Annotated in this window: 19 protein-coding genes; 15 read left to right on the plus strand and 4 right to left on the minus strand. The window is 42.8% G+C overall.

Annotation, left to right across the window (positions count from 1 at the left end; genetic code table 11):
* Window positions 1–195 precede the first annotated feature (195 nt).
* From ligA to ACEN9X_RS17045, 6 genes are all read left to right on the plus strand, one after another.
* On the plus strand, window positions 196–2,211 hold the full coding sequence (gene ligA, locus ACEN9X_RS17020; RefSeq protein WP_413666268.1) for an NAD-dependent DNA ligase LigA: 2,016 nt from the start codon (window positions 196–198) through the stop codon (window positions 2,209–2,211).
* A gap of 131 nt (window positions 2,212–2,342) precedes the next feature.
* On the plus strand, window positions 2,343–2,573 hold the full coding sequence (locus ACEN9X_RS17025) for a hypothetical protein (RefSeq protein ID WP_413666269.1): 231 nt from the start codon (window positions 2,343–2,345) through the stop codon (window positions 2,571–2,573).
* An 89-nt stretch (window positions 2,574–2,662) separates the two neighbouring features.
* Window positions 2,663–5,113: a DUF5686 and carboxypeptidase regulatory-like domain-containing protein gene (locus ACEN9X_RS17030; RefSeq protein WP_413666270.1), complete on the plus strand. Its 2,451-nt coding sequence runs from the start codon at window positions 2,663–2,665 to the stop codon at window positions 5,111–5,113.
* A gap of 346 nt (window positions 5,114–5,459) precedes the next feature.
* Entirely contained in the window at window positions 5,460–6,158 is a 699-nt protein-coding gene (locus tag ACEN9X_RS17035) for a hypothetical protein (RefSeq protein ID WP_413666271.1), read from the plus strand.
* A gap of 133 nt (window positions 6,159–6,291) precedes the next feature.
* On the plus strand, window positions 6,292–7,671 hold the full coding sequence (locus ACEN9X_RS17040; RefSeq protein WP_413666272.1) for a M16 family metallopeptidase: 1,380 nt from the start codon (window positions 6,292–6,294) through the stop codon (window positions 7,669–7,671).
* Window positions 7,672–7,691: 20 nt separating this feature from the next.
* A complete protein-coding gene (locus ACEN9X_RS17045; protein WP_413666273.1) occupies window positions 7,692–9,020 on the plus strand; it encodes a M16 family metallopeptidase in 1,329 nt (442 codons plus the stop codon).
* 171 nt (window positions 9,021–9,191) lie between these two features.
* Here ACEN9X_RS17045 and ACEN9X_RS17050 read toward each other — a convergent pair whose 3' ends face one another.
* From ACEN9X_RS17050 to ACEN9X_RS17065, 4 genes are all read right to left on the minus strand, one after another.
* Entirely contained in the window at window positions 9,192–10,295 is a 1,104-nt protein-coding gene (locus tag ACEN9X_RS17050; protein ID WP_413666274.1) for an AI-2E family transporter, read from the minus strand.
* Between the two features lie 155 nt (window positions 10,296–10,450).
* Complete coding sequence (locus tag ACEN9X_RS17055) at window positions 10,451–11,041, minus strand: hypothetical protein (RefSeq protein WP_413666275.1); 591 nt, start codon at window positions 11,039–11,041, stop codon at window positions 10,451–10,453.
* Entirely contained in the window at window positions 11,028–12,374 is a 1,347-nt protein-coding gene (locus ACEN9X_RS17060; RefSeq protein ID WP_413666276.1) for an AAA family ATPase, read from the minus strand. The genes ACEN9X_RS17055 and ACEN9X_RS17060 overlap by 14 nt, the downstream gene beginning before the upstream one ends.
* 45 nt (window positions 12,375–12,419) lie before the next feature.
* Window positions 12,420–13,901 carry a glycine--tRNA ligase gene (locus ACEN9X_RS17065; protein ID WP_413666277.1) on the minus strand — a complete coding sequence of 494 codons (1,482 nt, stop codon included), beginning with the start codon at window positions 13,899–13,901 and terminating at the stop codon, window positions 12,420–12,422.
* Between the two features lie 1,100 nt (window positions 13,902–15,001).
* Here ACEN9X_RS17065 and ACEN9X_RS17070 point away from each other — a divergent pair.
* From ACEN9X_RS17070 to ACEN9X_RS17110, 9 genes are all read left to right on the plus strand, one after another.
* Window positions 15,002–15,667, plus strand: a complete 666-nt coding sequence (locus ACEN9X_RS17070) for an FAD-binding oxidoreductase (protein ID WP_413666278.1) — start codon at window positions 15,002–15,004, stop codon at window positions 15,665–15,667.
* A gap of 458 nt (window positions 15,668–16,125) precedes the next feature.
* Window positions 16,126–16,833 (plus strand): ATP-binding cassette domain-containing protein, encoded by a 708-nt coding sequence (locus ACEN9X_RS17075; RefSeq protein ID WP_091213445.1) that lies wholly within the window; start codon window positions 16,126–16,128, stop codon window positions 16,831–16,833.
* A 193-nt stretch (window positions 16,834–17,026) separates the two neighbouring features.
* Window positions 17,027–17,530 (plus strand): outer membrane beta-barrel protein, encoded by a 504-nt coding sequence (locus ACEN9X_RS17080; RefSeq protein WP_413666279.1) that lies wholly within the window; start codon window positions 17,027–17,029, stop codon window positions 17,528–17,530.
* A gap of 101 nt (window positions 17,531–17,631) precedes the next feature.
* Entirely contained in the window at window positions 17,632–18,141 is a 510-nt protein-coding gene (locus ACEN9X_RS17085; RefSeq protein WP_413666280.1) for a hypothetical protein, read from the plus strand.
* A 74-nt stretch (window positions 18,142–18,215) separates the two neighbouring features.
* Window positions 18,216–18,824, plus strand: coding sequence for a hypothetical protein (locus ACEN9X_RS17090; protein WP_413666281.1), 609 nt, complete (start codon window positions 18,216–18,218; stop codon window positions 18,822–18,824).
* A gap of 331 nt (window positions 18,825–19,155) precedes the next feature.
* Entirely contained in the window at window positions 19,156–21,552 is a 2,397-nt protein-coding gene (gldG, locus tag ACEN9X_RS17095; protein WP_413666282.1) for a gliding motility-associated ABC transporter substrate-binding protein GldG, read from the plus strand.
* A 33-nt stretch (window positions 21,553–21,585) separates the two neighbouring features.
* On the plus strand, window positions 21,586–22,710 hold the full coding sequence (dnaN, locus tag ACEN9X_RS17100; protein WP_091213461.1) for a DNA polymerase III subunit beta: 1,125 nt from the start codon (window positions 21,586–21,588) through the stop codon (window positions 22,708–22,710).
* Between the two features lie 114 nt (window positions 22,711–22,824).
* Window positions 22,825–23,520 carry a DUF4397 domain-containing protein gene (locus ACEN9X_RS17105; protein ID WP_413666283.1) on the plus strand — a complete coding sequence of 232 codons (696 nt, stop codon included), beginning with the start codon at window positions 22,825–22,827 and terminating at the stop codon, window positions 23,518–23,520.
* A gap of 8 nt (window positions 23,521–23,528) precedes the next feature.
* Window positions 23,529–24,269: a DUF4397 domain-containing protein gene (locus ACEN9X_RS17110; RefSeq protein ID WP_413666284.1), complete on the plus strand. Its 741-nt coding sequence runs from the start codon at window positions 23,529–23,531 to the stop codon at window positions 24,267–24,269.
* Window positions 24,270–24,272 lie beyond the last annotated feature (3 nt).

The following is a 24,272-nucleotide window of genomic DNA, read 5'->3' on the forward strand; positions in this document are numbered from 1 at the left end:
GGACTGGCCTGTCCGTCCGTTTCCGGGTAAAGGATAGTTGAGGACAGCAGCGGACACTGCTGATTCTTCCAGCCTGTAGTCGTTGGTTTCACCAGCAATACCTGAGTTAAAAAATCTCATTGTAAAAAAGCCTGTTCCATTCTATATTAATCCAACCAAAACAAACCAATAAACTAAATTATTACCTTCGTACCTATGTCATCAGCTGAAGCAAAAAAACAAATAGAGGCATTAACCGCCGAACTTAAACAGCACAATTACAACTACTATGTGCTGGCTATGCCAACCATTTCTGATTTTGATTTTGATAAAAAACTGGAACACCTTAACAAGCTCGAGAAGGAATACCCTGAATTTGCCGATCCTGATTCGCCAACACAAAAGGTAGGGGGAGATATTACGAAGGAGTTTGTAACCGTTAGGCACCGCTGGCCGATGCTATCATTAGGGAACACTTATAACGAACAGGAACTGCTTGATTTTGACCAGCGCATCCGCAAGGCCATTGGTGATAATTTTGAGTACGTATGCGAGCTTAAATTTGATGGTTTGAGTATGAGCCTTACCTACGAGGACGGCAAACTGGTTCGCGGCGTTACCCGCGGCGATGGTGTACAGGGCGATGAGGTAACCACCAATATTAAAACCATCCATACCATACCCAAGCGCTTACATGAAGGCGAGGGATATCCTGCCTATTTCGACATTCGTGGCGAAGTATTCATGCACCGTAAAGCTTTTGACAGGCTAAATAACGAGCGTATTGAAAACGGCGAAGTGCCATATGCCAATCCACGTAATTTTGCCTCAGGCACGGTAAAAATGCAGGACTCAGCAGAGGTAGCTAAGCGCCCCCTGGATTGCTTCCTGTATTTTCTGTACACCGAAAAACCATTGTTTAAAACCCACTGGGAAAGCCTGCAGGCAGTTAAAACCTGGGGTTTCCATACTAATGAACATAGCGAGCTTTGCCCGGATATTAATTGTGTGTTGGATTTTATTGGTAAATGGGATAAGGAACGTTTTAACCTGAGTTATGATATTGATGGCATTGTTATTAAAGTAAATAATTACTCGCAACAGCAGGAGCTTGGCTTTACTGCCAAATCGCCGCGCTGGGCTATCTCTTATAAATTTAAAGCCGAAAGGGTAGAGACCGAACTGCTTGAAGTAAGTTACCAGGTTGGCCGTACGGGCGCCGTTACGCCGGTTGCTAATTTAAAGCCGGTGCTGCTTGCAGGCACCACGGTTAAACGCGCCACGCTGCATAATGCCAACGAGATCATCCGTTTGGATTTGCATGAAGGGGATACCGTTTTTGTTGAAAAAGGCGGCGAGATCATCCCTAAGATCATCAGCGTAAACCCCGAAAAACGGAAAGCAGATGCAGTGCCTGTTGTTTACCGCACCACCTGCCCGGCTTGCGATACCCCGCTTGAACGCAAGGAAGGCGAAGCCGCATTTTACTGCCCTAATGATGAAGGCTGCCCGCCGCAGATTGTTGGCAAGATGCAGCATTTCATTGGCAGGAAGGCCATGAATATTGATGGTTTGGGTGACGAAACTATTGAAACTTTATACAACAAAGGGTTCATCAGTCATATCAGCGATATTTATGAGTTGCATACCCATGCTGCCGAATTAAAGCAGATGGGCCGCTTTGGCGAAAAATCCATCAATAACATGCTGGAAGGTATCGAGGCATCTAAGAAAATGCCTTTCGAGAAAGTGCTGTTCGGCTTAGGCATCCGTTATGTAGGCGAAACCGTTGCCCGCAAGCTTGCCTTCCATTTTAAATCGATAGATAAGCTGATGGCAGCCTCTGTTGAAGAATTGACGGCCGCCGAAGAGATAGGTGAAAGAATAGCCCAGAGCATTACCGAGTATTTTGCAGGTGATATTCACCGGCAGGAAATACAAAAATTAAGGGAGCAGGGCCTGCAGTTTATTGCCGAAGAAAAGGAAGTTGTATTGGCCAGCGAAAAGCTTGCCGGGATGAACTTTATTATCTCCGGTACATTCGAAAAATTCTCGCGCGATGAGCTGAAAGATATTATTGAGCAAAACGGTGGCAAGATATTGAGCAGCATTTCGGCTAAGCTTAATTACCTTGTTGCAGGCGATAATATGGGCCCGGCAAAGCTGGAAAAAGCTAATAAACTTAACATACCGATCATTAGCGATGATGAGTTGCTGGGTTTGATAAAATAAAACGCATCTGCGTTGTTCATTTCGTTCATTGGAGCGAAAAATAAATTTTCTCAAGCTAAAAATCGCTTACTTTGTACTACCGAAAGTGGCCCCCATAATTAATTAAACGTACTATGTTCGAATGATTTACTATGGAAAAATTTATAGCGATACAACCCAATATTTTTTGTGAACCCTGCAAAGAATGCGGAGAAAGGCCTGTTATAACACAGGTTAAGGGTAAGTTTATTGTAAGGTGCCCTAAAAGCAAATTGCATTATCAAACAAAACCTGGTTTGGTTGATATTAAGGACTGGAATATCAAAAACAAGGTTCATGCACCTCTTGGCAATAAAGAAATATCAAAGAAAAAGGCATCCTAACCAGGTGCCTTTTTTACATTATTTAACAATTTAACGCTGTAACAATCAATTAATAAGTTTCATCTTAGCGCGGTAAACATCTCTGCTAAATGAAGCAAGCCTTAACAGCGCTATTTTTATTTCTTAATTTTTTCTCATACGCCCAGCAGTTTAGCATTAGTGGTAAAATAACCAGTGAAGATGGCAAGCCCGTTCCTTTCGCATCTGTATTTATAAAAAACACTACTACCGGAGTGTCGGCCAACAGCGAGGGAGCGTACCTGCTGCATTTAAATAGTGGTAGATACCAAATTCAATATAAGGCGGTTGGCTATGCCCAGAAAAGCCGGGTTGTCGACCTTGCCGCCAATCAGATAATCAATATCAGCCTGCAAACCGAAACTTACCAGCTTAAGGATGTCACTGTACACGCCGGAGGCGAAGACCCCGCCTACGCCATTATGCGCAAGGCTATAAAAAAACGTAAAACCTATCTTAATGAAGTAAAGGCCTATACCTGTGATATATACATTAAAGGCCTGCAAAAGCTTTTGGCAGCCCCTAAAACCTTTATGGGCTTTGATGTGCAAAAGGCTACCAGCGAAGCCGGGCTTGACTCAAGCCGCAGAGGGATAGTATACCTTTCCGAATCGGAGTCGAAATATAGTTTTATCAGGCCCGATAAGGTGCATGAGGAGCAGGTATCATCAAAAGTATCCGGCCGCAACAGGGCCTTCAGTTTTAACCGGGCGTCGGATATGGCGGTTAACTTTTACCAGAACTACGAAACCTGGCAGGGCATGAGTAACCGCCCGCTGGTATCGCCGGTTGCCGATAATGCCCTGTTTTATTATAACTATAAGTACATCGGTACTTCGGTGGAGAATGGTGAAACCATCAACAAGATCCAGGTGATACCCAAACGGGCGCATGATCCATGTTTTGAAGGATATATTTATATTTTGGATGATAGCTGGCGTATTTATGGTTTGCAACTTTACATCACCAAAAAGGCTAATATTAATTTTGTTGATACGCTTAAAGTTAACCAGCAATTTTTCCCGGTGAGTGAAAAGGTATGGATGACATCATCTGTTAAATTTGAATTTACAGGAGGCTTGTTTGGCTTTAAGCTGGGCGGGTATTTTATCTCGATATATAAAAATTACAGCCTTGATCCCGATTTAAATAAGGCTGATTTTAACGAAGTGCTCCGGATCACCAAAGGCATCAGCAAAGATTCGGCTTACTGGAACCAGGCCCGCCCTATACCGCTTACTGCCGAAGAGGTTACCGATTACACCAATAAAGATAAACTCGCCAAAAAGCGAGAATCGAAAGAATACCTCGACTCGCTTGATAAAGCCAACAATAAATTTAAACCGGTAAACCTGCTCTTCACCGGCATCAATACCCGCAACCGCTATAAAAAGGAGTATTTTCATTACGACCCGATCATCGGCTCGCTGCTTTATAACACGGTAGAGGGCCTGGCTTTCGACTACGGCGCATCATACAGCAAGCTGATTGATACGGTTAATAACCGCTATTTTATGTTGAATGGTAAGGTACGCTATGGTTTCGCCAATCATTTGTTGAACGGCTCGGCTGGTGTTGCCATACCTATGATTCAGCGGTTTACGTTGGGTTTAAGCGGAGGATCGGATGTGGTTGATTTGAATAACCAGGCCCCGATGTCGACCTTGGTGAATACGGTTCATAGCTTGCTTTCCCAGCAAAACTTTAAAAAGCTATATCAAAAGCAGTTTGCATTGGCATCGCTTTCGGGCAGGGTAACGGGTGGTTTACGAGGCGGTGCCTCGGTTGAATGGGCTAACCGTAAAGCCCTGTTAAACACAGCCTCATTCAGTATTTTTGACACTGAAGACCACCAGTTTGATTCAAATAATCCGCTTGATCCTGATCATAATACACTCCTGTTTTCCGAAAACCAGTCGCTCACAGTGAACCTGCAGGCCAGTTATGATTTCAGCAACCGGTATGAAACCTATCCCTCGGGCAGGCGTTATTTGCCATCAAAATATCCAACCATCAGCCTAAACTATACCAAAGGCATCAGTAAGGTATTAGGCTCGGATGTTAACTATGACAAGATCAGCGCTGATATCTCCAAAGCAGATATTAGCATGGGCTTTTATGGCAGCAGTTCGTTTTTTATAGGTGCAGGTAAATTTCTGAATGCCAAAAGCGTTTACTTTCCCGATTATTTTCACTTTGCAGGCAACGAGGTATTATCATATAAACCAAGGTTAAACCGCTTCCTGCTGCTGGATTATTATGATTTTAGCACACCTGATAAATACATTGAAGGGCATTTTGAACACAACTTTTCGGGCTTTATCACCAACAAGCTCCCGCTGATCCGCAAGTTTAAATTGCAGGAGATTGTGGATGTAAATTACCTGTACACACCTACGCTTAAAAACTACATGGAACTGGGCTTCGGCCTGCAATATCTCAATATCAGGCTCATGTACGGCGTATCATATCACGGAGGCAATGAGGCAAAATCAGCGATAAGGCTGGGAGTGAGTCTCTAAGGCGAAAGGCGAAAGGCGAAAGGCGAAAGGCGAAAGGCGAAAGGCGAAAGGCGAAAGGCGAAAGGCGAAAGGCGAAAGGCGAAAGGCGAAAGGCGAAAGGCGAAAGGCGAAAGGCGAAAGGCGAAAGGCGAAAGGCGAAAGGCGAAAGGCGAAAGGCATTATGTTAAGTAGAATAAGGAAAACTTACGAAGTTTTTAAAACTTCGTAAGTTTGGTTTGGGCAATCTACTGGGGTAATCCTTCAATCCTAAAAATCAGTGTTCAAAACCAACCACAGATAATCAGCGAAATCAACGTAATCAAAAATCACCAGCATTAAATTCAAATCAACGGTTTAACTTTGCCGCATGATCAAGAATATCTTTCCCTGCTTTATAATCATGCTTGTAGCTTTTAGCTGCACTAAAAAGAACGTGCCGCATTATACCATATCAAGGGTTACCAAATCAGATACCGCTACCAGTCTTACAGTTAAAATAGACGGCAGGCTTAAATGGGCCGAGCTGCTGAGCATCACCTCACAAATTAAAGCCGACAGCGCCAAGCTCAGCAACCTGCAACTTAACTTTTTACTGCCGGGCCATAATGATAAAAGTACTGGCGCTAATACCTTTTACGCCGTAGCTAAATATCCGCAGGGCGATAAAGTTACCATACAGGATACCACTAAGGATGCTGATGGTAATATTGTGAGGTTGAATATTATAGGTTTATCGGCAGAGAAAGCTAAATACCTGCTGGGCTTAAACCCTGCCGACCTGGATGGGAAAAATATCATAGGCAGGTTTATTGATGATAATAACCATACCGTTATTGTGCCTTTTACTGATATGGCTGGCGGTAAAAAGGAAACTTATATTATTGAGCTGGATACCGCCGGTACTGTAGTATCGCGCACTATACCTCTCATCGACAATCGCGATGGCATAGAAAAACTGCATGTAAGCCAGGCCGGCGACTATATCACCATAAAAGATAGTGTGCTTACCCAATACGCCGCACATGATATGGGCCTGCCTTATAATAGTATTAAAGCCGGTATTTAATTGCCGGTTTGCAAATGTGCCAAAATCACCACAGGCTTAATTTGGTGTTAAAAAATTGGGGGTAAGCGGTTAAATCATTCATTTGTTTGAGATTATACCGATATATTTATAGTGTTAAAAATATTGTAAATATATGAACCGAAATTTTATCAAATTTTTTGCATTAAGCGTAGCCGCGGTATTTAGTGCCTGCCTGGCTACTGCCCAGGTGAGGCTGCCCGAAGGCTACTTCCTTAAAACATTACCAAACGGGCTGGATGTGCTGGTGATTGAAAACAGCAAAGTGCCTTTAACCACCATCGAAATAGCTGTTAAAAACGGCGCTTATACCGAGGGCCCGGAGTATAGCGGCCTGTCGCACCTGTTTGAGCACATGTTTTTTAAAGCCAATAAGGACTATCCAACACAAGAGAAGTTTTTAAAACGCACGCAGGAGCTTGGCGCTATCTGGAATGGTACCACCAATACCGAGCGCGTAAACTACTTCTTTACTTTTGACAGGGATAGTCTTAAAGCAGGTTTAAAGTTCATGAATGCTGCCATCCGTTTCCCTATTTACCGCGAGGAGGATATGAAGAAGGAGCGCCCTGTGGTTGACGGCGAGTTTCAGCGTGCCGAAAGCGATCCGGGTTTCCAGCTTTGGTATGGTATGCAGCAAAAGCTTTGGGGCGATCTTATCACCCGTAAAAACCCTATCGGTATCCACGAAGTGATCAACACGGCTACGCCCGAAAAAATGATGATTATTAAGGATAAATATTATTTCCCTAATAACAGCTTGCTTACCATTTGCGGTGATGTTAAGCATGACAATGCCTTTGCCCTTGCCGAAAGCATTTTTGGCGATTGGGCCAACAGTGGTTTCGATCCGCAAACCAAGTTCCCTATCCCTGCATTTAAGCCTTTAACCAAGCCCGAGTATTTTGTTAAGGAAGCTACCATTGCCCAAACACCATACATGGAGTTTACCTGGCAGGGCCCTTCATACCCAACAGATTCTGCCGGTACGGTTACTGCCGATGTGTTTTCGACCATTGTGGGTTTAAACTCATCAAAACTACAGCAGGCATTGGTTGATAAAGGTTTGGCCAGTGGTGTTTATGTAAACTACACCACAAGCCGTTATGTAGGCCCTATTGATATTTTTGTGGTACCTAACCCTAATAAGCTTAAAGAATGCTATACCGAACTCATGAACCAGGTAAGCATGTGGAACAAAGATGATTACTTTACCGACGAGCAAATGGCTACGGCTAAAGCTATCCTGCACCGTAACGACATCCACGCTAAAGAAAAACCGTCATCATTACCAAGCCAGATCAGCTACCAGTGGTGCAGTACCTCGTTTAACTTTTATACCGATCTGGATGCAAACTATCAGAAAGTTACCCGTGCCGATATTAAAAAGTACCTGGAAACTTACATCATTGGCAAGCCATACGCTGCCGGTTTGATCATAGCGCCTGAGTTAAATAAAACAGTAAACGCGGCTTCATTTTTTGCAGCCAAGTAATTTAAAACTACCTCATCATGATGAAAAAATATATAATTGCCCTGCTGGTAGCAGCGGCTATAGGAAATACAGCAAAGGCGCAAAAACAGGCCTATGAAACCACGGTAGATGGCGTAAAGGTTATTGTACAGCCAAGCGGTAATGATATTGTGGAGATCCAAACCATTATAAAGGGTGGCGTACAAAACTACCCGGCTACAAAAGCAGGTATCGAATCGCTGGCGATGAGTGCCCTTACTGAGTGCGGCACCTTAAAGCACGATAAAAACAGCTTTAAAGATGAGCTGGATAAGGTAAGCGCCACTGTATACGGCAGCAGCAACAAAAACTACTCGGTAGTGCGCATGAACTGTATTAAAGGCGATTTTGATGTGGTTTGGCCTTTATATGTTGAGGCTATAACCCAGCCTAAATTTGACGAAAAAGAGTTTGCCCGTATTAAGCAGGATGCCATTAACAACATTAAGCAGGAAGATTCACAGCCTGATAATGCTATTGATAAGTATGCCGATAAGGTTGCATTTGCCGGCACCAACTACGCTAAAGACCCAAGCGGAACCGTAGCTATTGTTACTGCCTTAACCCCTGCCGAAACCAAGGCTTATTATCAGTCGATACTAACTAAATCGCGCCTGGTGATTGTTGTGGTTGCCGATTTGGATCAGGCTGCTATCGAAAGCAAAGTAAAAGCTATGCTGAGCGGTATTAAACAAGGCCCGGCTTTTGCCTTCAAGAAATCAACTTTCAGGGCCGACAAAAACAGCATCAATGTTGAAAAACGTGACCTGGCTACCAATTATGTAGAAGGTATTGCCAGCGGCCCTGCTGCAGGTACGCCCGATTTTAACGCCTTTAACGTAGCTATGCGCATTTTCTCGAACATGCACTTTTTAGAGGTACGTACCAACAACGGCCTATCATACGCGCCGCAGGCATGGTTCAGCGCCGGTCAAACGTCAACTGCCCGTTTCTCGGTATCTACCACCGAACCTGATAAATACATTGCCGTATTTGATAAACTGGTTGACAAAATTAAACGTGAGGGCTTTAAAGCCGATGATGTAGCCGACATGAAGGTTACCTACCTTACCGGTTTCTACTATAAAAACGAAACCAACAGCGCACAGGCATCCTCAATAGCAGCCAACGAAGTATTGCATGATAACTGGAAACGTTCGTTAACCATGGTTGATGACGTAAAGAAACTAACTGCAGATGACGTGAGCAACGCCTTCCGCAAGTACATCAACAACATTGTATGGGTATACCAGGGCGATCCTAAAAAGGTAAACCAAACACTATACATCAACGGTACACTGCATAATGGCGATAACCCGGTGATGCATTAAGGTTCATTAGTTCACTTGTTCATTAGTTCATTGGTCTTTTATGGTGATGAATCTATTGAAGATAAAAAAGGCTCGGAATTTTATTTCGGGCCTTTTGCATTTATATTAAGACAGGTCTGCGCCCTGTTGAACCAATGAACCAATGAACCAATGAACCAATGAACCAATGAACTATTCCTCCGGCAGCACGGCTTTCTTCCTCGTCCTGCTCCAGCCGGGGCCTTTGGGTTTGGTGGGTACGGTATCGCCCAGGAGTTTGCCCCATGGTTTGAGGGTATCAATCCTGTCGAAAATGATTTTGAGTACCGCTACAAAAGGGATGGACAGGAACATGCCCGACAGGCCCCAGAGCATGTTGCCCAGTAATACTACTACGATGGATATTAACGCATTGATCTGCACTTTTGATGATACAATGCGCGGCACAAGGATATTGTTATCAATAAACTGGATCACCAGGTAGGCGACGATCACCCCTAATTGTGTGCTGTAGCCATCCTTAGTTACCGTTGCCATTAACACGGGCAGGGCTATGGCTATGATACCTCCAATGTAAGGCAACAGGTTAAGGATAGCGCCTATTACGCCTATCAGAATGCCATACTTAACGCCTAACAACACTAATGCTGCCGAGTTCATGATGGCTACTATAAGCATCTCGATCAATAAACCTTGTATATAGCTTTGTATGGCCGATTTGGTTTCTTTCAGCACCTCGGCAACCTGTTTGGAGTTCTCTTCAGAAAAAACCTCGAACAGGAAATTAAGGATCAGTACTTTATAAAACAAAATCAGGAATATATACACGGGTAAAACAAACAACAGGCCGAATGTGCTTAGCACGTTACCCAGCGTACGCCCAACCATCGCCTGGCTGTTATCCATGGCATCTTTAATAAGCTGGTCCTGCTTTTGAACGGGATAGTTGAAGGTGGTGGCAACCCAATCTTTAAAGGTAATAAACAGTTCACCAAATTTCTTTTTAAGCATGGGCAGCGAGTCGCCGAACTGGATGATCTGGGTAGAGAGGAAATAGAACAGCCCAGCTAACAAAACAGCCCCAAGCAGCATAGCTAAACATATGGCTAATATCTTGGGCACCTTCCGTTCTTCCAGCCAGTTACTTACCGGGTTAAGTAAAATAGCTATAAACGCGGCAAACGCCAGGGGGATCATAACATCTGCCAGTTGGGCAAACACATAAACCAATAAAATTAACCCGAAAAGTATAACGGTACTTTTTAGGTAAAAGGGATATTCTTTAACAGCAGGCATGTGAGCAGGACTTTGTAAGCGATAAGGAACAAGACAGGCAATTGTTTGCGTTGCTGATAATTAAGCAGTTTTTAGGTGGATTGGATTGGGGTGTCCGTCCAGATAGGGGAGTAAGGGTAGTTTTGGACGGGGAGTGGACGGGGGGAACATGCGACTTATAACGCTAAAGATTTTTCAATCAAATCATCAACATCTAATTCAAAAACACTTTCAAGAGCAGTTGCAAAACTTAAATTGTCCTGATCTTCTATCATTTTACGGAGAAACAAATCGTTATCGGCGCATAGGGCTTTTAACGTTCTTATCCTATTAATATGCTTAGCGCGATCAGAGTATACTTCGGCTTTGTTTACGCCTAAAAAATCAATGAGATTTTGTGCCTCGATATCATCAGCATTTAATGGAACGAAAATGCCGTCTTCGTATTTTATTCTATCTTTTATATCAATATCGTAAGGGATTAATATAGGCAGAAACGGTTCGATGAATTTGGGTTTGTGACTATTTAGCCAATGTAAGGTAGCGTACCAGTTATAATAGCCGTCATTGGTAGTATTCTTTTCACGGGGATCGAAATGCTCGATATCAACGCTATCAGTATGTTTTATGTAGCGTTCAGAGTAGGCACAAAACCCGCTTTGTTCTTTTATTAATGCTTTGCGGATTTTATTTCTGTCAGAAACATTTTCGTAACTAAGGTTCCCGGAAACAATAGCCGAAGTATTTTCCTTCCTAAAATACCTCATTGCCAGAGAAGTTGTAATCGTTACCTATTTGCATAAATTCATCTAATAACCGGCTTTTTTCCTGATCATCAGCAACTTTAGGTATTATTCTTTTGAGTTCGATATAACGCTCCCATTTTTTGATACCTTCCTTGCCTAATAGGCTGCGCACATTGAAATCTTTTACCAATAAATCGTTAGGATCATCACCTATTGGTGTTTCTCCTGTACGGGTATATACGGTTCCATCATCGTTAAAATCTAAGATAATTCGTTCGTAAGACTCAAACTGAGCTGCAATAATGGGACTATGAGTGGCTACAAAAAATTGAGTATTTTTAATAAAGCCCAAATATGTTTCTATCAAACCGTATAAAAAATCAGGATACAGATTATTTTCGGGTTCATCTATTAAAAGAAATCCGTTTTGAATATCCCTGTTAAAATACAAGGAGTATATATGCCCTAATCTGAAAATAAAATTTCTGATCCCGTTGCTTAACTGATTGTAGCCAATCCGTTGGCCCCCACCTTTTATATTTATATATGCTTTTAAATTGTCGTTTAATTGTACTGGATTACTGGCATTTTTGCTGTCGAATTCTAAATTTGCCTTATTTAATATGCGGTCCCAGAGAATGGCGATTTCATCAAGTATTTTAGGGTTGTTTTTTTCAAATTCCTCCTGTACCTCCCTCACTGTTTTATCGAGATTTATATCAAGGTTTTGAAATTCGCGTAAATCATTTTCTCGTTTTTTAACTTGGTAGGTTAATACGTTCCAGAAATTTTTTATTGAATCGTTTGATATCAGATGTGCATAAGGAAATAAATCGAAAAGTTTTATTGCTTCATTTAACGATGTTTGCGGAACATCATTAATTTGAGAATAGGCGTTGTGATCACTTTCAGAAGGGACATAAATTAATAAGTCAGATGAGTTTTTAGCAAAGGGTATTTTAGAAAGAACTTCATCTGTATTGTTATATTTAAATAAAGAATAATCTTTTACGAATTTTAATGGATTATCGAAATATTTCTTTTTCCAATTATTAATACCGATTATGTTTTCATTAAATACACAGTAATGATCTACAGTTGATTTCAATACGTATAATTTAGTTCCTTGTAGCTCAATTTTAAAAATTACACTGATGCCTGAATTAGCAAGTAATAAGTGTATGTTATGATAAATTAAGGTAAGTAGAGTTGTTTTACCTGTCCCATTCCTCCCAATAAAACAAACCTTATCCAAGGCCTGTCCGGCTTTTTCATGCCCGGCAGGGTAGGTAAAATCAAGCTCGAAGTTCTTAAATTGTTGGTAATCGTATAGGTAAATGCCTAATAATTTCATATCCTCAAGTTACACTATATTAATTAAACCGTCAATTCATCAATATTAACTCAACACATTCCTCCAGCTCACCAGATCGCCAATGATCTTATCCAACTGATCGGCAGCTACGCGCTCCTGGGCCATGCTGTCGCGGTGGCGGATGGTTACGGTATTATCTTCTAATGTCTGATGATCTACAGTGATGCAGAAAGGCGTACCTATGGCATCCTGACGGCGGTAGCGTTTACCGATGGCATCTTTTTCCTCGTACTGGATATTGAAATCAAGCTTCAGTTTATCCATGATCTCGCGGGCTTTCTCCGGCAGACCATCTTTTTTAGTAAGCGGGAAAATAGCAGCTTTCACCGGTGCCAGGCAAGGGTGCAGGCGTAACACGGTACGGCTGTCTTGTTTCTCTTCGGTGCTCAGGTCTTCCTCTTCGTAAGCGTTGATCATGGTAAGCAGGAACATCCTGTCTAAACCTATTGATGTTTCAATTACGTAAGGGATATAGTTACCGTATGGTTTACCTGTTTCAGGATCAACCTCCGGGTCAAAGTATTGCATTTTTTTGCCTGAGAACTCCTGGTGCTGGCTCAGGTCGAAATTGGTACGGCTGTGGATGCCTTCAACCTCTTTAAAGCCAAACGGAAATTCAAACTCAATATCATAAGCAGCATCGGCGTAATGAGCCAGTTTGGTGTGCTCATGGTAGCGATATTTTGCGGCATCGGTACCCAAAGCAAGGTGCCATTTTAAGCGGGCTTCCTTCCACTGGTCAAACCATTCTTTTTGAGTGCCGGGGCGAACGAAGAATTGCATCTCCATTTGTTCAAACTCGCGCATACGGATAATGAACTGACGGGCAATAACCTCGTTACGGAAAGCCTTACCAATTTGCGCAATACCGAAAGGGATTTTCATCCTGCCCGATTTTTGCACGTTTAAGTAGTTTACGAAGATACCCTGAGCAGTTTCGGGACGCAGGTAGATAGTATCTGCATCATCAGCAACAGCGCCCATCTGGGTGCTGAACATGAGGTTAAACTGGCGCACTTCTGTCCAGTTGCGGGTACCGCTTACAGGGCAGGCAATTTCGTGCTCAATGATCAGATCGCGCAGGCGCGGCAGGTCTTCGGCTTTAAGGGCCTCATCCATATCGTGCTGTAGTTTTTCTGCCTTATCGGTTTTGCCTTCGTTATCGTATTTGGCTATTTTATCTTCCAGTAACTGATCGGCGCGGTAGCGTTTTTTTGAGTCTTTATTATCGATCATCGGATCGCTGAAGCCATCAACGTGACCGCTTGCTTTCCAGATCTTAGGGTGCATAAATATGGCCGAATCGATACCCACAATGTTATCATTCATTTGCACCATAGCTTTCCACCAGTAAGTTTTGATGTTGTTTTTGAGTTCGGCACCGTTTTGGCCGTAATCATAAACTGCACTTAAGCCATCATAAATCTCGCTGGAAGGGAAAACAAAGCCATATTCTTTGGCGTGCGATATAACATTTTTAAAAAGTTCGTCGGTTGATTTGCTCATAATAGCTGCAAAGATAATTTTTGATTTCGGAATTGGGAATTTCGATTTCGGATTTAGTTTGATTTAACGTTCCATCAGGGTCTATCGCAGAGGACCCTGATGGCTTCACCAAGCAGGTACGCCTGCTTTTCGCACGTTATATAATAGTCTGCCGTTACAGCAGAACATCAGGGGCCTCTACGAGTTTAAGTTAGCCCACAAAATTGTTTTGCCGTTTAATCAGCAAGGCGTTCTGTTTTGCCCAGAGGGGGCAAAGGGTATTTCTATACTTTTTATGCTACAAACCTTTTGCACCTCTGGTGCATCTGTCCTTAAGCATCTCAATTAATACCTGATTACCTTGTAAAACCTTGCCGGCCCCAGCGGGGCCACGTGTTTATAGCATTAAAAGAAGGCTTTTTTTGGCTCCGTAGGTGCCTACTGTTGAACTTTCAGATTGGTGAATTTTGTGGGTTAACTTAAATCTACGAGAGACCCTGATGGGACACAAATGAGTTTGATTTCGGAATTGCCTGGATGGCAGGGTGTCCGTCCGTCCAGGGGATAGGCATCTTTGGACGGACGGACACCCAATGTTGTGATTGATTCTTTAAATTAAAGAAATTTCTTTATATTTGTATGTCGGGTTATAATCTTGAATAAAGCTTGTCCGCTTTTGTTCGCCCATATCCGTTCCCCCGGACGGACGGACACCCACATCCGAAATCGTGTATCTCCACATCTTCTACAGATCGGCAGCATCCGCTTCCTTTCAAAGCAATATATAAATATTAGCTATTGGAGGGGTATTTTCTAAAAACATCATTTTTGCTAAAAACACGCAAGGCAGGTGTTATTTAAAGACAGATTCTTTACTTGATTGAGCTTGTTTAACAATCCTTAACTATACACATGGTTCTGTAAACCGTACAATTCCTTGCTACTATCACTCAATAGTTATTTGGGGGTTTATTGATTTTGCAGGATATAATGTCTCAATATCCAGTTATTCGGTCAACTGTTTCTCATAATTTGTAAACCATTTACAATTATTACCAATAGTTATAAACTATTGGCTGTTTTGCATTATTATTGTATTAAGCCTACGATACCGATCACAAATGGAACAAATCGTTAAAATACTCTCTGCAAAATACGTTACCCACAATGTGAGGCAATTCAGGCTTGAAAAACCTGCCGGTTATAGCTTTATACCTGGGCAGGCTACTGAGTTATCAATCAATAAGGAGGGTTGGCGTGAGGAAACACGTCCTTTCACCTTTACCTGCCTTAACGATGATGATTACCTTGAATTTACGATTAAAACCTATACCGATCACGATGGTGTAACCAACCAGCTAAGCAAGGTTAAGGAAGGCGATGAGCTTATTATTCGTGATGTTTGGGGTGCTATTGAATACAAAGGTGCCGGTTACTTTATTGCAGGTGGTGCAGGTATTACGCCATTTTTGGCTATACTGAGGCAATTAAATAAGGATGGCGCAATAGGCGATAACAGGCTTATATTTTCTAACAAAACTGATAAGGATATTATTTTGAGCGATGAGCTGAAAAGCATGCTTGGTGCAAACGCGCATTTCGTTATTACTGGTCAAAAAGATAGTATGTATGATAACCGGCGCATTGATGCTGATTTTCTGAAAGCCGAAATAAAAGATTTCTCAAAGCATTTTTACATATGCGGCCCTGACGCTATGGTTGCTGAACTCAGCGACATATTAGGGCAACTCGGAGCTGATAGTGACTCCGTTGTATTCGAAAGGTAGTTTATGCGGAGACGCATCACGTGCGGTCTTCTATGCTTTGTCTTGCATGTTATCCCTGCATATTACAGACACATGTGGTGCGCCTCTGCAAAACACCTTTATTATTTAGTCAGCATTTATAAAACTGTACTGTCCGTCCGTCCGGGGGAATCACATAGTCCGACAGCAGGCGGACAGGCTTTATAAGCTACACGATTGTAATACGTTTTTTACAAACGATATGTTGTCCAGTGGTAGCAAAAAATTGTCGGAATGACATTCATATGAATTTTAGTAGACTAATAGTCCCGGGGACTGTCCGCAGGTTTTCACCTCCCTGAACGGACGGACAGATGTCGACCTTTCGTCCATCAACACTGTGCTACTCTTTTCCCGACATCCGCCAAATCTCAAATCTCAGGTCTCAAATCTCATATCTAATACCCCACATCTCATATCTAAAGCATATTTTTACAGCCATGAGTATCAGTGTTGAGGCATTAACCAAGGTTTACGGCGTACAAAAGGCTGTTGATGGCATTAGTTTTACTGCGCAGCCCGGTGTATTGGGCTTTTTGGGCCCTAACGGTGCAGGTAAATCAACCACCATGAAAATCCTTACAGGTTTTATTCCGCAAACATCGGGTACGGCATCGGTATGTGGGTTTGACGTGGCTAAGCAGCCTCTTGAGGTTAAACGCCGCATCGGTTACCTGCCTGAAAGCAACCCATTGTACACTGATATGTATGTTAAAGAATCGTTGGGTTTTGTTGCAGGCATCCATAAAATTCATGAGCCTGCCAAACGTATTGCCGATATCATTGAACAAACAGGCCTCGGCCCCGAGCAGCATAAAAAGATTGGGCAGCTATCAAAAGGCTATCGTCAAAGGGTAGGACTGGCGCAGGCCATGCTGCATGATCCCGAAGTACTGATACTGGATGAGCCAACCTCCGGTCTCGATCCTAACCAACTGATCGGCATCCGCCAGCTGATCCTCGACCTTGGTAAAACCAAAACCATTGTGCTGTCAACCCATATTATGCAGGAGGTAGAAGCGGTATGCAGTCAGGTGATCATCATTAATAAGGGTACTATTGTAGCCAACGATACCCTGCAGCAGCTCCGGAAAAACAATGGCGGTAAGTCGCTCGAGGAGGTGTTTATTAGTCTAACCAATAATTAAAAAACACGTCATTCTTCATACCCGAAAGGATGTGGTGAAATAATCGTTTTTTGTTATTATTACACCTAACTATTACCCATTTAATATTTTTTAACATTTTTTGTAACGAAGTGCCGGTTTATTGCATCTATATAAGCAAACCCGGCGAAGCGGAGGTACCCCGCCTTGCCAACCTTTATTACATTATTGTTATATGAAAAAACTACTTTTATCATTAGCCTTTTTAGGCTTCATGGCCGTAGCGGCCCACGCACAATCATCATCAGATGGAGGCAAATTTAGTATAGGTGTTGAAGCCGGCTTACCGGTTGGCGACACGCACAACATTTCAAATTTTGCCATTGGTGGATCACTTAAGTATGATCATCCTATTGCCGATCATTTGTATTTAACTGGTTCGGCTGGTTATACCCGCTTTTTGTATAAAAGTGAGGTTAAAGATTTTTTAAACAAATCGGGCGAAGGATTTATTCCGGTTAAAGCGGGTATTAAATACTTTTTTGACGATGCCTTTTTTGCAGAAGGTCAGTTAGGCGCTGTATTTAGCACCGAAAGTGGCGGCGGTACCGGATTTGCTTACGCTCCGGGCGTAGGTTATAGCTTTGCCGGTGGACTGGAAGCTGGCGTACGTTACGAAGGCTGGTCGCACGATGGCACTGTAAGCCAGGTAGCGCTGCGGGTAGCATTCAAATTTTAAATATTTTAATTAGCATAGGGGGCCGTTTCCAAAAGGGAACGGCCTTTTTTAATAATATCTTCATCGTTATAGGCAGATCAATATAGTATCTTCGGCGCGGTATGAAAAAACTGTTATTGCTGCTCCTTATTTTTCCTGCTTTTAAAATCTATGCCCAGGATGTACCTAAACCGTCTACCGTTTTTAGTGCCGGTGTTGAGTTTGGTATCCCATCCCGAAGCCTGTATAATGTAGGTGTTGGTGCATCGCTTAAGTTAGAACAGCCGGTGCTAAGCCCGGTAAGTTTGACGCTTACGGCAGGGTTCAGTAGTTTTTTTCGTAAAGATTCTCCGTTTAACAATGGCCATTCGGGCGGCGATATTTTTGTACCCTTAAAAGCAGGGGTAAGGTATAACGTAGGTTCGGGCGTGTTTTTGGAAGCCGAAGCGGGTAGTGCTATTGAACTTAATTATGATGAGCGCAAGCTGTTTGCCTTTTCCCTTGGTCCGGCCATTATGATTCCTACGGGCACAGATAGCCGTAATTTTGAATTAGGACTGAGGTACGAGAGTTGGTCGGCCCATACCTTACAGCAAACAGCTATCAGACTTGCTTATAGGTTTGGCAGGTAATTATATTTGTTTTTTGTAGCGATATATTGCCGAAGGGCGTATTATTGTTAAACAGCACCTGCAACCTTTATAATATGACCGATAAACCTATCTGCATCCTCCTAATTTTATTATTTATTGTGTTTTCATTTGCAGCTAAAGCACAGCGTGGCAAGCAAACATCGTTAAGCGCAGGTTCTGAAATAATTGTACCGCTTAATATGGATTACCGCAGGGATAACGGCACCGACTTTAATACAAACCTCGGTTTTAGCATTAACCTTAAGCTGGAAAAACCCATAACCGAAACCCTGCACTTTACAGCTGCCACCGGTTTGGTTTTTACCGAATCAAACCCGCAGTATTTATATTTAAATTTTAACCCCAACTATTCAGGCTCATCAAACGTTTTCTACGATAATGGCTATCATGATCTTTATGCCTATCTGCCCGTAACTGCAGGCTTAAAATATTACTTTACAAAATACTTTTATGTAAATGCCGAAGCGGGCAGCGCTTTCAGTATCAATAACAGGGCTCGCACCTCGTTTATTTATGCAGGAGGGGCAGGGGCTGTTGTGCCAATTGGCCCTCATCACGGGCTCGATTTTGGGTTGCAGCTTGAAAGTGGTTATAAAAATACCGATTATGATCACCCTATCAGTCAGCTGGGTTTAAATGTAACTTATAAATATAGGTTTTAGAGTTTTGCAACTGTCCGGTTTTTGGCCGCAGGTGGTGGTTCCCGAAACGGACGGACACCGGGTTAGTAGCTGGCACTAAGCGGCAGATTGCAATAGTGTTGTGGATTGTCTGTAAGTTCAAGCGTCTCCGCAAATTCAAGCATCCTTCGCTTGAGCTACGCTTTAACGTAAGCGTGGACGCTTGCCTGAGTTTCGGTTCAAGCGGAGGACGCTTAAGCCTGCCATAGAAATAAATCCGAAATCGAAATTCCGAAATCCGATATCCAAACGTTGCACTTTGCTTTGGCGCAATATTGTTGTAATTTCGGCGCTTAACACAATATATTATAACGTGCTGAGCATCCTTAAAAAAGAAATAATATCCTACCTCAGTTCGCTGGTGGCCTATGTTACTATCGGTGTGTTTTTATTGGTGCTGGGCTTGTTTTTATGGGTATTCCCCGATTCAAGCATCCTGGAATATGGCTATGCCGGGCTCGAAAGCCTGTTCAGCACTGCACCTTACCTGTTCATGTTCCTGATCCCAGCCATAACCATGCGCTCCCTTGCCGAAGAACGTAAGGAGGGGACCTTTGAGCTGTTGTTTACCCGCCCTTTAAAAGATTGGGAAATAGTACTGGGTAAATACCTTGCCTGTTTATTAATAGTTCTTTTTGCCTTACTGCCCACACTGGTTTATTACTATTCGGTAAATGCATTAGGGATGCCGCATGGCAATATTGATACCGGGGCTGTAATAGGTTCATATATTGGTTTGTTTTTATTGGGTGCTGTATTTGTGGGGATAGGTTTGTTCACTTCATCTATCACCAAAAACCAGATCATTGCCTTTACCATATCTGTTTTCCTGTGTTTCTTTTTTTACAGTGGCTTTGATTCAATCAGCCAGCTGTTATCCCTGCAGGACCTGGGTTTGCAAAATTTAGGTATCACCCAGCACTATGATTCGGTAAGCCGTGGTGTATTGGATACCCGCGATCTGGTTTATTTCATCATCACCACTGGTATATTTATATGGCTGACCCTTTTTTTGCTGGCAAAACAGCGCCAGAAGGGCTTGGGCGGTACTGTGATGATCAGTGTGTTGGGAGTTTTGGTTTTTCTGGGGATACTATCATCATTTACTTTTACCCGTTTTGATTTTACTGCCGAAAAGCGTTATACCATATCGCCAATCAGCAGGCAAATTATGGATAACTTGCCTAAGAAAGTAAAAGTGGTAGTTTACTTACAGGGCGATAACCTGCCGGGCGGATTTAAACGCCTGCAAAGCGCCACGCGTGATATGCTGAGCGATTTACAGGCTTACAGTCACGGCAAGATTCAGTTTGAGTTTCGCGACCCGCTGAAGGGTTTAAATAACGATCAGCAGAACGAGGTGATCCAGAATATGGCTGTCGAAGGTGTTGAACCAACAAACCTGAGCGTTAAAACAGATAATGGTGTATCACAAAAGCTGATATTTCCATCAGCGCTGGTATCGGCAGATGGGAAAGATATCCCGGTGAAGCTGCTGCTGAGCAGGATAGGTCTTTCGCCAGATGAAGTGCTGAACAACTCTATCCAAAACCTGGAGTATGCATTTTCATCAGCCATAAAGAAGGCCGATAACGGAGGCCGACCGCAAATTGGTTTTACCGAAGGGCACCACGAACTAACCGATCTGCAACTGAACGACGCCATGAAAACCCTTGCCGAAGGTTTCCAGGTAGGCCGGGTTGATTTGAGTGCCATTTCCTTTGCCGATCTGCAAAAGATCAAATTGCTGGTGATAGCCAAGCCCGATCAAAAGTTCAGCGAGGTAGAGAAATTCAAACTCGACCAGTACATCATGCACGGAGGCCGGGTGCTATGGGCTATAGACCAGGTAAGCGCCGAGCTCGATAGTCTTCGCGGGCATGGTGGCGAGCAGCTCGCTTTCCCCAAACAGCTTAATCTGGATGATCAGCTTTTCCGTTATGGTATTCGTATCAATTACGATTTGATAGCTGATATGAATTGCTCGCAGATTCCTATCAGTACAGGCAATGTTGGCGGGCAGGCGCAGATCCAGATGCTGCCATGGCTGTATTACCCGGTTTTTATACCCTTAAGCAAGCATCCGGTAGTAAAAAATTTAGATGGTATCAGCAGCGAGTTTGCAAGTACCATCGATATCCTCGATACCAAAAACGTAAACAAAACGGTGCTGCTAACTTCATCGCCTTATAATAAAAAGCTAACCGCCCCGCATATATTATCATTACAGGCTTTAGAGCAGGAGCCCAATCCCAAAGAGTTTCAAAGCACGCCTAAAATAACCGGCGTATTGCTGGAAGGTAGTTTTGTAAGCGATTGGCAAAACCGCCCGCTCCCCGAAGGACTTAAAGAGCAGGTTGCCATACAGCAGCAAAGTGTGCCCACTAAAATGATAGTGATAAGCGATGGTGATGTTTTAAAGAACCAGGTAGGCAGCGATGGCTCGCCTTATCCCTTAGGTTATGATCATTATACACATCAAACCTACGGCAATAAAAACCTGCTCCTTAACATAGCCGATTACATGACCGACGATTCGGGACTGATAGCCCTGCGTACCAAGGAAATCAAGATCCGCCTATTGGACAGGGCGCGCATCCGCAGCGAAAAAATGTACTGGCAGCTGGTTAATACCATTGCACCGCTGGTTTTAGTGTTAATATGTGCTATTTTTCAACATTATTTACGCAGGCAAAAGTATGCCCGTTAAATTTTCTATTTTTGATAGATTAATTACAACCATATGAGATTTATTGTTTCTACCTCAACATTACTCAAACAACTGCAATCGGTAAGTGGTGCGTTAAGCAGCAGTACTGTGCTGCCGATACTGGAAAACTTTTTGTTCGAGATAAAGGATGGGAACTTGACCATTTCTGCTACCGACCTGCAAACCAGCATGACCACCTCTTTACCGGTTGAGGCTAAAGAGAACGGCAGGATTGCTATCCCGTCGCGTATATTGTTAGAGACCCTGAAATCATTACCCGAGCAGCCTGTTGCTTTTTCGGTTGATGATAAAACCTTCGCCATTGAAATTAATGCAGGCGATGGTAAATACAAACTGAGCGGCGAAAACGGTGAGGATTTTCCAAAGATCCCCGTTGTTGAAAACGCATCGTCAGTAAACCTGCCTGCTTCAGTTTTAGCCGAAGCTATTAACAAAACCATTTTCGCGGTAAGTAATGACGAGCTTCGCCCGGCCATGACAGGTGTTTACTGCCAGCTAAGCACATCGGCACTTACTTTTGTTGCTACCGATGCACACAAACTGGTTCGTTATCGCCGTAAAGATGCAAAGGCCGCAAGTACTACATCGTTCATCCTGCCTAAAAAGGCTTTAACCCTGCTTAAATCATCATTACCAAGCGATGACGTGAATGTTTCGGTTGAGTATAACACTACCAGCGCATTCTTTAAGTTTGGCAATATTAACCTGGTATGTCGTTTAATTGACGAGCGTTACCCTGATTATGAAGCGGTTATACCACAAAATAATCCTAATAAATTAAATATCGACAGGCTTACTTTCCTGGGTTCGTTAAACCGTGTGGCTATCTACGCTAATAAAACTACCCACCAGGTAAGGCTTAAAATAAACGGCAGCGAGTTAAATATCTCATCAGAGGATATTGACTTTGCTAACGAGGCCCACGAGCGTTTAAGCTGCCAGTATGAGGGCGAAGACATGGAAATTGGCTTCAATGCAAGATTTTTAATAGAAATGTTGAAGAATTTAAGTTGCGAAGAAGTATCTTTGGAGATGTCAACTCCAAACCGTGCCGGCTTATTGCTGCCACAAGGCGGAGATGAGAATGAAGATGTGCTGATGCTGGTTATGCCGGTTATGCTCAATAGCTATGCTTAAGTGTAAACTTAAATTATAAATCCAAAACTAAGTCCGGTAACATAAAACCGGACTTTTTTTGTTCAGCACCCAATACCAAAAATTACAGTAAGCAGTTATAGCTTATAATTGTATATGAATATTAAGGTTAAAGCTTTATTGATCATCATAGCCATAACAGGCTACCTTACGTCCTGCAAAAAAAACAACGATAAGCCCGATGCGGTAGATTCGTCAACATCAACGTTAAATGTTATTAACGCTACTTTTAACAATGTTAACGTTTACCTTAATGGTATAAGAGTAAACAATACAACAACTTTTTATCCGGGAGGTACACTTGGTTATTTTTCGATAAAAGCCGGTACACAAAACTATTCGGTTAAGTTAGATGGGCCTAATAACCCCAACCCGTTGTTTAGCCTACCCTTAACTTTAAGTAAGGATTCGGTGTATTCATTTTACATAGGCGGTAATTCAACAGATCAGGTTTTTAAAACTACCGATGTATTGGTTGCCGATACAGGCAGTTCTCCAAAAGCAAAGATCAGGTTTGTAAATGCTTCGCCGGATGCGGGGAATATAAGTGTACATTTTGAAGGTACAACGGCTGCCTTAGATACCGAAAAAGTAAAGGATCTTGCTTTTAAAGGTACCTCAACTTTTTATTTGGTAGCGCCGGGAGAGCATAATATGGCGATGCATTCGGCGGCGTTTCCGGGTACTATTGTAAGGGATACGGTGTCACTAACTGCCGGCAAGATATACACCTATTACGGTTTTGGTAATAAAAGTACCGGTTTGGCAACAGGCCTGTTCTCTAATCAATAATTACATTAATGGCTAATAAAAATAAAAGCAAGGTACTGGTTTCGTTTTTTGTAGCTGTGATATTCGGCCTTGTTGTTTGTGCTGTTTCATCATGCGGTAAGGGGGGCAATGCATCAGCTGTAGGCCTTAATACCGGGCTTCAGATAGTTAATTTGAGCCCCGATATTCAACCGGTATATCTTTATCAGCATTATATCAGGTATAGCACCACTACTTATACTTATCCAAACAGTTCGGGTTATTTTTACCTTTCAACACTTGAACCGCCTTTGCAATTGCGTACGGCAACTGCGGCTCCGGTAATTTTGCTTCAGTTTGATACCACACTTAAGGCCAACCGGAAGTATACCATGTTTATAACCGGCTTCAGAAAGGATAACTCATTTGTGAGTTCATTTATAGTATCCGATAGTACAAGCCTGCCAACAATAGGAAAGGGAAAAGTGAGGTTTGTGCATGCTTCGCCCAATACAGCTGCGCTGGATTTGCGGGCTAATGACACACTTGTTGTAAGTGGTACAACTTTTAACAAGGTATCTAAGTACGTTGAGCTTACTGCCGGTAATTATAACTTTACCATCACTACAACCCGAACGCCTACCAAAATTGAAACAACCCTGCAAAATATAACTATACAGGACGGGCGTGCTTACACCATTTACACCCAAGGCATTGTTGGCAGTGCCGACTCCCTGGCTTTTGGTGCAGGAGTACTTACTAATAATCTGCTTAGTAAGACACTTCAATAGTGC

Source organism: Mucilaginibacter sp. Mucisp86, from assembly GCF_047324315.1.
In the GTDB taxonomy this organism is placed as follows: domain Bacteria; phylum Bacteroidota; class Bacteroidia; order Sphingobacteriales; family Sphingobacteriaceae; genus Mucilaginibacter.